Here is an 8,803-nt window from a genome sequence, read left to right on the forward strand (position 1 = left end):
GTGATCACCGGCAAGGAGGCATGCATGTGAGCCAGATCCCCTCTCTCCCACGCGGCTCGCTCCTGTACGTCGAGGACGATGCACGCATCGCCGCTCTGACGATCGAGGTCCTCTCTGAGACCTACGACATCGACCATGCGTCCGATGCGGAATCGGCACTGGTGCTTGCCCTCCGGCATCGCTACGACGCGATGGTGGTCGATCGGCGCCTGCCGAAGATGGACGGCATGGATTTCGTCCGGGCTGTACGCACGGCGCGGATCACCACTCCGATCCTGATGCTCACCGCGCTCGGAACAGTGGACGATCGGGTATCTGGCCTGGATGGTGGGGCCAACGACTATCTCGTCAAGCCCTTCGAGTACGACGAGCTGTTGGCGCGCCTTCGGGCTCTGCGGCGCGGATACCGCGCTGAAGGGGAAAGACGGCAGCTGGGTGACTGGTTGTTCACGCCGGACTCGCAGGCGCTCTACGACCCCACGGGGTTCCGCATCACACTCACCGCCACCGAGACCGCGCTGCTGGAGTTGCTCACGGCGAGCCCGGATCACGTCTTCACTCGTGAGGAAGTCCTCGCGGCGGTCTTCCCATCTGGCGACACCGCGAGCTCGGTCGACACCTACGTGCACTACGTGCGGCGCAAGTCCGCACCGGACATCATCGAAACAGTGCGCACCCGCGGCTATCGGGCAGGACGCCCCTCGTGAACGACGACTCCCGCCGTGTCCGGAGAGCCTCCGCCTCGGTCGGCCTGTACGTGGGAATCGCATCCGCTGTGATCATCGCCGCAGGCGTCGGCATCCTCGTCGCCGTCATCCTCCTCACTTCGCGAGCAGAGGGCGCTGAAAACGGTGATTCCGCCGGGACGGAGACGTCGATGGACGACCTCGTCGTCGACACCGACAAGGTGCTGCCTGCCGTGATCGTGCTCGGAGTCATCGGTGTCGCCTTGCTGGCCCTCGTCGCCTGGCTGGCCGCGCGTAGATCGGTACGTCCGCTGCAGACTGCCTTGCGCCAGCAACGCAACTTCGTCGCGGATGCCTCGCACGAACTCCGCACTCCCCTGACCACCTTGAGCAGCCGCATCCAGGTGTTGCAGCGGCGCCATCAGGGCGGCCAGCCCATCGCGGAGAGCATCGCGGAGCTGAGGCGGGATGCCGCGATGATGAGCGATGTCCTCAATGACTTGCTCCTCGCGGCGGAAGACGACGCCGCGATTCCAGCCGATCCGACCAGTGTGATCGCCGCTGCCCGGAGCGCGCTGTCGGCAGTGCAGGCCATCGCGGATGAAACGCAGGTGGAGCTGCGTCTCGATGCCCCCGACGACCTCGCCGTCTCGCTCCCCACTGTGGCCCTCACCCGCGCGATCCTCGCGCTGGTCGACAACGCGGTGCAGCACTCGCCCGCTGGTGCTGCCGTCACGGTGTCGGTCGCCCGCGACGGCGCTGTCGCAGCGATACGCGTCATCGATCAGGGCCGTGGGATCACCGGCATCGGCGTCGACCGTGTCTTCGATCGGTTCGCGCACTCCGCCGAGGGCGGAGGTAGGCGGGGGTTCGGTCTGGGGTTGTCTCTGGTGCGTGATGTCGCGGTCAGATCCGGCGGAAGCGTCGCCGTCGAGCGCAGCTCACCGACGGGAACGACTTTTCTGCTCCGCCTGCCGCTCGCTCGTTGACACGCCGCGGTTCAGCGCGCCGCAGGCACCACCTCCACGGTCGTCGGCCCGAGCCAGCGGAAGACCCTGCCGTCGGGTGAGAGCACCACACCCGTCCGTGTGCCGGCGTGCGCCACCCACGAGCGGTCATCGAAGCCCGCGACCACGGACGTCGTCGCCCACAGATCGGCACAGGCGAGGCTGTCGGCGACCACTGTGGCGCTGAGGACACTGGTGGCTGGTCGTCCGGTGCGCGGGTCGATGATGTGTCGTCCGCGTTCGGCGGTTCCCGAGGTGGCGACGGCACCGTCGGCCACATCGAGAGTCGCGAGGACTTTCCCGGTCTCGCGTGGGTCGGCGATGCCGACGGTCCAATGCCAGTCGGCCCCCACCGCAGTGAAGAGCTGCAGGTCGCCCCCCGCGTTGATGCCGACGGCGATGTCGTCTTCGACGAGTGGCGCGAGGTGGCGGCGTGCCGCGTTCTCGACGGCCCACCCTTTGACATACCCGGTCGGGTCGAACCACCCGCGCCAGTACGCCGAGAACAAGCCCGCCGTCGTGACCGTGGCAAGACGACAGTCGGCGGCCACGACTGCCACCCGGGGATCGGCATCATCGATGGAGAGTTCTCCCGCACGGATGCGACTGACGTCGGAGTCTGGACGGTAGGTGGAGAACACCCGATCGATGTCGCGCAGCTCCTCGAAGCACTCCCTCACCGCCGCGTCGGCACCCCGGGCTGGGCGGTCCCGGCGAGAGCGCACATGGATGCTCACCGGCATCCCCATCACTTCCTCCACCCAGACATGTCGGGACGGGCCCGCGTAGCGCATCAGCTCTGCGCCTGATCGATGGCGCTCTGCAGTGACGCGATGTAGCCGGTGCTCGTGTACGTGGCGCCGGACACCATGTCGATCTGCGAGTTCTGGGCGGCGACGGTCTCATCGACCAGCCGCGGGATCGCGAACTGGCTGATCTGCCGGTCTCGCCCGTTGCTGTCGGGGAACTCCACGACCTGGACATCGCTGATCTGCCCGCTCGCGACGAGGATCTGCACTTGAACAGGTCCGTAGCGGGTGCTCACGGGTTTTCCCGTGTACGTTCCCTCCTGCAATCCGGCCGTGGTGCTCGCGTCTGGTGCGGAACCGGTCGTTTCCGAGGGCGTCGCGCCTCTCCCCGTGGTGACCCCGGTCGCTGCTGTCCCCGCAGTCGTCGGCGCGACCGCCTCCAGCGACGTCCGGTAGCTGAACACCAGCACCAAGCCACTGAGTGTGGCGAGGATGCCGTAGATGATCTTCTTCATGTCATCCCCGATTCAGATCGTGAAGGATTCGGTGTGGATAAGGGTGGGAGAGAAGCCGGCCGCACGGAGGTCTCGGGTCACCGCCGCCATCCATGGGTCCGGCCCGCACACGTAGGTGTCGTACTCGGCGATGTCAGGGACGAGGTGCCGGATGAAGTCGTGGCCGCGCCAGTCGCGATGGGTCGCTGGTAGCCAGGCCGAGCCGCCCGGTGACCGGGGACCCGGCAGAGAGAGGTGACGCAGTCCGCGCCGGGCGACCAGATCGGAGATCTCCGCCTGGCGGAGCGCATCAGCTGGAATCGTGTCCCGGGTGAGGAGGGTGGCGTCGTCGGCATCCCAGGGCTCGGCTTGCAGGAGCGCGACCAAGGGCGCGACCCCGGCACCGGCACCGATCATCAGCAACTTGGATCGGGTGCGGACATCACCCGTCATGTGCCCGTACGGGCCCTCGAGCAGCACGCGCGTGCCGGGGCGGAGAGTTGCGAGACGCCGACTTCCGTCGCCGGCGAAACGCGCCGAAATCGTCAACCCCTCCGCCGTGGGTGCGCTCGAGAGAGAGAACGGGTGCCCGCGCGTCCAGCCCGGGCCATCGACGAATCGCCAGACGAAGAACTGTCCGGCTTGAGCGATCCTGTCCAGCCCGCGCCCCGACATCCGTACGGTGACCCCGCGCGCCCCGTCGGCCTCGACCTCGGTCACCCGGATCGCATGCTGCCACGAGCGCAGCACAGGTATCGCGATCCGGAAGCACAGCACGGATGCCGCGGCGATCGCCCACAGCGTCCACCAGTACGCGGTGGCCGGCGGGGAGGACAGGAAGTCGGCGCCGGTCCACAACTGGTGGGGCAGCGCCAGCCCGACGCCGAGATACGCGTAGAGGTGCAGCAGGTGCCATGATTCGTAGCGCAGGCGCCGGCGCGCGCGTCGGACGGAGGTGATCACGACGAGCAGGATCAGCAGTGAGCCCGCCGCGGCCAGCAGCATGCCCGGGTAGTCCCAGACGAAACCCCACAACTGCGCGAACGGGTTGATCTCCGCCGCCGCGGCATACCCGGCGACGAGCAGCACGATGTGTGCGACGAGCATCCAGAACGACCAGAAACCGACGAAGCGGTGCATACGGGTGATCGCCTCGCGACCGAAGCCGCGTTCGAACAGCGGCACCCGCGCCATCAGCAAGACCTGGTACAGCAGCAGGTTGGCCGAGACCAGTCCGCACAGTCGTCCGAGCGTCGTCAGTGTCTGCGCGTCGAACCCGAGCACCAAGACCACTCCCCCACCCGACACCCACAGCGCGATGACCAGCAGGCTGCTCATCCAGATCAGCACGACGGCACCGGCACGCCACACATCGGGTCGTGACGTCCGTGTCGAGATGTCGCCGGGGCGGATTGCGATCGTGGCCATGACCACATCGTGGGCGGCGCTCTCTGAGACGGCTCTAAGAATCAGGCCGTCACGGCAACTTCATAGCTCGGCCGCGTGTGCAGGCAGCGTCATGCCCGCCATGGCCGGTGCGGTGTTCGGCTACGCGCGGCGGCTGATGTCGACCAGTCGCCGGCGTGCGAGCTCCATGGTGACGATCATGCCCGCCACCATCACCGCGAGCAGACCACGTGCGACCCACACCGCCGTCGCAGACTTCGGCTCCAGCGTGGCCGCGTCGACTCTGAAGAGCCCGATGAACGACCCGATGAAACCGCGGCCGCCGTCGAGGGTCTCCGGGACCAGGATGAACGCGGCGAGGAGCGCTGCGGCGGCGGCGAGCGTCACCAGCAGATACACCGCGACGTACGTCCACCAGACGTTGGGCGGGTCACCGGCCCGGCGTCGACGGATGCTCTCCCGCACGATGGACACCGGGATCCACACCAGGGTGACCGCGAGCCACGCGATACCGAACCCGCCCACCCACAGCAACCCGATGAACAGGGGGACGAGGAACGCGGACGGGTCCCTGCCGCCGTCGACGAAGAACGCCACCGTCGAGACGCCCGTGGCGCCGGCGAGCCAGATGAGGGCGGCGCGGACGAAGTCGATGAACGCCCGGCCGTACCCCTCCCAGATCTCGGGGAAGTCGTCACCCCCGGCGCGGGGATCACCACCCGCTCCGAACCGGACGGTCGTCATCGGCAGGGCGGCGATGGCGCCGCCGATGAGGCCGAACACGATGATCGCCCAGATCGCCGCGTCTTCATCCGTGCCCTCGAACATCAGGGCGAGCCCGGCGACGGCGCCGATCACGGTCACGGCGGTCGCCCAGCGGACCGGTTCGCGCAGCGAGCGGGCGCTCGGGGCGGGGTGGGACGGCGTGGACGCGGTGCGGTGGGTCATCGCGGTCTATTCAAGCCGATGTCCCCCGTGCGGGCTCGCCATCAGAAGAGTTGGCGCCAATTCGCTTTGGCCAGGTCGAGCAGCTCGTCGCCACGGCCGGACATGACGGTGCGGATCGCGTAGAGCGCGAACCCCTTGACCTGTGCAGCCTCGATTGCGGGCGGCATGGAGAGCTCCTGCCGTTCGGTCACGACGTCGAGCAGGGCGGGCCCGTCGTGGTCGAGCACCTCGCGAAGAGCAGCAGGAAGGTCGTCGCTGCGCTCCACACGACGCGAGAAGATCCCCATGGCCTCGGCGATCGCAGCGAAACTGGGGTTGGTGAGCCCTGTCCCGTAGGTGACGAATCCGGCGGCCTTCATCTCCAGCTCGACGAAGTTCAGCGAGGAGTTGTTCACGACGATCGTCTTCACCGCGAGCTTGTTCTGGGTGAGGGTGAGGAGTTCGCCGAGCATCATCGCGAGCCCGCCATCGCCCGAGAGGGAGACGACCTGCCTCTTCGGGTGCGAGACCTGCGCGCCGATCGCGTGCAGCAGCGCGTTCGCCATCGACCCGTGGGTGAACGAGCCGATCAGGCGGCGTCCCTCCGTCATGGAGAGATAGCGCGCGGCCCACACGGTCGGCGACCCCACATCTGCGGTGAAGATCGCGTCATCGGCGGCCTGTTCGTTGATGAGCCGGGTGAGGTACTGAGGATGAATGGGGCGCTTGCCCTTCGTCGGCACGGCCAGCTCGTCGAGCTTCGCCCGTGTCTTTCGATAGTGGGCGGTGGCATCGTCGAGGTGTCGCCGATCATTGCGCACGGCAAGTCGCGGCAGCAGCGCCGCAGCGGTCGCACCAGCGTCGCCGACGAGACCGAGGTCGAGCGGATGCCGTTTGCCGAGCTGCGACCCCCGGATGTCGACTTGGATGGTGGTGGCGTGTTCGGGGTAGAACTGCTCGTACGGGAAGTCGCTGCCGAGCACGAGCAGGGCATCGGCCGCTTCCATCGCACGGTATCCAGAGGCGAACCCCAGCAGACCCGTCAGGCCCACATCGAACGGGTTGTCGTACTCGATGAACTCCTTTCCCCGAAGGGCATGCACGATCGGTGCGGCCAGCCTGTCGGCGAGGGCGACGAGCTCATCGTGCGCACCCTCGACTCCCGCGCCGGCGAGGATCGTGATCTTCTTCGCGGCGTTCAGCAGCGAAGCCGCCTTGTCGAGCTCGTCACCGCTCGGCACGATCACCGGACGCGATCGTTCGATCACGACGGCACGGTCGCTGCCGCTCTCAGCGAGCGCGACATCGCCGGGAATGACCAGCACGGCAACCCCGCGCTGCTCGATCGCCGCGCGCATCGCGACTTCGAGCAGCCGTGGCATCTGCTGGGGGTCGGCGACGTACTCGGCATAGACGCTGCACTCCCGGAAGAGCTCCTGCGGATGCGTCTCTTGAAAGTAGCCTGTCCCGATCTCAGCCGTCGGGATGTGCGCAGCGATCGCGAGGACGGGAACGCGTGATCGGCTCGCGTCGAAAAGACCATTGATCAGGTGCAGGTTGCCCGGGCCGCACGACGCGGCGACAACCGTCATCTCACCTGTGAGGGCGGCATCCGCAGCCGCAGCGAACGCGGCGGACTCCTCATGCCGCACGTGCACCCAGCGGATCGTGCCGTCTCTGCGAAGCGCATCCGTGAACCCGTTCAACGAATCTCCCGGCAACCCGTAGACACGCTTGATCCCGTTTGCATGCAAGGTCTTCACGATGTTCTCGGCGACAGTGGCCATGACCAGATCCTTCCTTCGGAGGTGACGGTGGTGCGGTCAGGGGCCGGGGAGGGATGCTCGCGTTGCCGCCCTCTGGACGTCTCTGCACCGGGTGATGGGCATGATGTCCCGGTTCGTCAGGATTCGTGTAGACCCGAGTAAAGACGTGTCCCATCACGCGGTCAAGATCACGCGCGAGACCGCGCCACCCTCGCGGCCACTCGTTGAGCGCGGCAGCGCGCGATCCTGGTGGTCGCAGCGATTCGCCACCGTTGCTCGAGGCCGGCCAGAAGGAGTCACTGCCAGACCGGCATGTTTTCCGCGGTGTATCGGGCTCCGAAGCCGCCGCTCGGGAGGATCCGAGTGATCTGCTCGAGCAGGGCCGACGTCAACGCGAGGCCGGCGGCGGCGGCGTTCTCCGCGACACGTCGAGGATCGCGGCTGCCGGGGATGGGGACGATGTGATCGTCCTGTGCGAGCACCCACGCGAGGGCGAGCTGCCCCACAGTCACGCCCAGGGACTCGGCGAGGTGCTGCAGCTGTTCGGTGGCGGCGAGGTTCTTCTCGAAATTACCGGGCTGCCAGCGCGGGTCGGTGTTGCGCATGTCATGTTCGTCGTACTGTCCAGCGGGCTTCACGGTGCCCGTGAGGAATCCCCGCCCGAGCGGCGAATAGGAGACCAGGCCGATGCCGAGGTCGTGCAGCAGAGGGAACAATTGCTCGACGTCTCTTTCGAACAGTGAGTACTCGGTCTGCAGAACGGAGACGGGATGGACTTCGTGCGCCCGCCGGATGGTGTCGGCGCCGGCTTCGCTCAGGCCGAAGTACTTCACGTCCCCGGCGTCGATGAGCTCCTTGACAGTGCCCGCGACGTCCTCGATCGGCACGGTGGGGTCGACGCGGTGCTGGTAGAGCACGTCGATGCGGTCGGTTCCGAGGAAGCGCAGGCTGTTCTTGACCACCTGCCGGATGTGGTCGGGTCGGCTGTTGAAGCCGAAGTCGGGGGTGAACCCGAATTTCGTGGCGATCACCACCTCGTCGCGGAACGGTGCGACGGCCTTGCCGAGGATCTCCTCGTTCTCGCCCCACCCGTAAAGCTCGGCGGTATCGAAATGCGTGATGCCTGCGTCGAAGGCGGCCGAAATGGCTACATCGCCGTGTGCGTCGCTGGTCCCGTAGGCCATTGAGATGCCCATCGAGCCGTAGCCGATAGCGGAGGTGGTGAGGCCCTGTGTTCCGAGTGTGCGGGTCTGCATGTTGCTGTCCTTTGGGTCAGTGGAAGGTGACGTGCATGAGAGGGCTACCGGACACCCAGTTCGCGACAGGCTGGACGGGCTGCGACAGGTAGCCGCGGTGCAGCGGCTGATTGAGGTCATCCACGATGGCAAGGAAGATGTGACGCCGCTTATCGGTGTCGAGTACCGGCTCCGCCGTCGCCGCGAGGTCGGCTCGCGCGCCGTTCTTGAGATGAAAGGTGAACTCGGGGTTGGCGAGGAGGTTGGCGTACCAGCTGCGCCTGGCGGGATGGGTGGTGAGGTATATCTCGCCGTCGACACGGTAGAACCAGATTTCGATGCGCCTGGCGCGACCGGTGCGAGCTCCCGTCGTCGAGATGTCGACAGTTCGAGCCGATGCCGACGACGTCGTGGTGATCGCCAAAGAACGCCGCACTGCGTGGTCCATCGCTGCTCCTGTCGACGACGCGTGAATACTGACCCCGAGGCGACGTTTGAATCTTGACCCCTCCGACACTCTTGGAGGGTGATT

The 8,803-nt window shown here is 67.0% G+C and carries 9 protein-coding genes; 2 read left to right on the forward strand and 7 right to left on the reverse strand.

Features of this window, described 5'->3' with window-relative positions; genetic code table 11:
• Positions 1 to 26: 26 nt before the first annotated feature.
• Positions 27 to 707: a response regulator transcription factor gene (locus H9651_RS13725; RefSeq protein WP_404803020.1), complete on the forward strand. Its 681-nt coding sequence runs from the start codon at positions 27 to 29 to the stop codon at positions 705 to 707.
• A gap of 68 nt (positions 708 to 775) precedes the next feature.
• On the forward strand, positions 776 to 1,675 hold the full coding sequence (locus H9651_RS13730) for a sensor histidine kinase (RefSeq protein WP_318244886.1): 900 nt from the start codon (positions 776 to 778) through the stop codon (positions 1,673 to 1,675).
• Between the two features lie 11 nt (positions 1,676 to 1,686).
• On the opposite strand, the gene H9651_RS13735 is transcribed toward H9651_RS13730, so the two are convergent.
• From H9651_RS13735 to H9651_RS13765, 7 genes are all read right to left on the reverse strand, one after another.
• Positions 1,687 to 2,436: an FAD:protein FMN transferase gene (locus tag H9651_RS13735; RefSeq protein ID WP_225216797.1), complete on the reverse strand. Its 750-nt coding sequence runs from the start codon at positions 2,434 to 2,436 to the stop codon at positions 1,687 to 1,689.
• A gap of 50 nt (positions 2,437 to 2,486) precedes the next feature.
• Positions 2,487 to 2,957, reverse strand: a complete 471-nt coding sequence (locus H9651_RS13740; protein WP_191719898.1) for an FMN-binding protein — start codon at positions 2,955 to 2,957, stop codon at positions 2,487 to 2,489.
• Positions 2,958 to 2,969: 12 nt separating this feature from the next.
• Positions 2,970 to 4,364 (reverse strand): ferredoxin reductase family protein, encoded by a 1,395-nt coding sequence (locus H9651_RS13745; protein ID WP_191719899.1) that lies wholly within the window; start codon positions 4,362 to 4,364, stop codon positions 2,970 to 2,972.
• Between the two features lie 120 nt (positions 4,365 to 4,484).
• Positions 4,485 to 5,291, reverse strand: coding sequence for a hypothetical protein (locus H9651_RS13750; RefSeq protein WP_191719900.1), 807 nt, complete (start codon positions 5,289 to 5,291; stop codon positions 4,485 to 4,487).
• A 41-nt stretch (positions 5,292 to 5,332) separates the two neighbouring features.
• Positions 5,333 to 7,057 carry a ubiquinone-dependent pyruvate dehydrogenase gene (gene poxB / locus H9651_RS13755; protein ID WP_191719901.1) on the reverse strand — a complete coding sequence of 575 codons (1,725 nt, stop codon included), beginning with the start codon at positions 7,055 to 7,057 and terminating at the stop codon, positions 5,333 to 5,335.
• A gap of 275 nt (positions 7,058 to 7,332) precedes the next feature.
• Positions 7,333 to 8,292 carry an aldo/keto reductase gene (locus H9651_RS13760; protein WP_191719902.1) on the reverse strand — a complete coding sequence of 320 codons (960 nt, stop codon included), beginning with the start codon at positions 8,290 to 8,292 and terminating at the stop codon, positions 7,333 to 7,335.
• A gap of 16 nt (positions 8,293 to 8,308) precedes the next feature.
• Positions 8,309 to 8,803, reverse strand: a 495-nt coding sequence (locus H9651_RS13765) for a nitroreductase/quinone reductase family protein (protein ID WP_225216798.1), incomplete at its 5' end; no start/stop codon positions are given.

The sequence above is a fragment of the Microbacterium pullorum genome (assembly GCF_014836535.1).
Taxonomy (GTDB): Bacteria; Actinomycetota; Actinomycetes; order Actinomycetales; family Microbacteriaceae; genus Microbacterium; species Microbacterium pullorum.

Bases quoted from the DNA above. Each gene is read 5' to 3' on its own strand.
- H9651_RS13735 (WP_225216797.1), bottom strand. From the start codon at position 2,436: ATGCCGGTGAGCATCCATGTGCGCTCTCGCCGGGACCGCCCAGCCCGG.
- H9651_RS13740 (WP_191719898.1), bottom strand. From the start codon at position 2,957: ATGAAGAAGATCATCTACGGCATCCTCGCCACACTCAGTGGCTTGGTG.
- H9651_RS13745 (WP_191719899.1), bottom strand. From the start codon at position 4,364: ATGGCCACGATCGCAATCCGCCCCGGCGACATCTCGACACGGACGTCA.
- H9651_RS13750 (WP_191719900.1), bottom strand. From the start codon at position 5,291: ATGACCCACCGCACCGCGTCCACGCCGTCCCACCCCGCCCCGAGCGCC.
- poxB (WP_191719901.1), bottom strand. From the start codon at position 7,057: ATGGCCACTGTCGCCGAGAACATCGTGAAGACCTTGCATGCAAACGGG.
- H9651_RS13760 (WP_191719902.1), bottom strand. From the start codon at position 8,292: ATGCAGACCCGCACACTCGGAACACAGGGCCTCACCACCTCCGCTATC.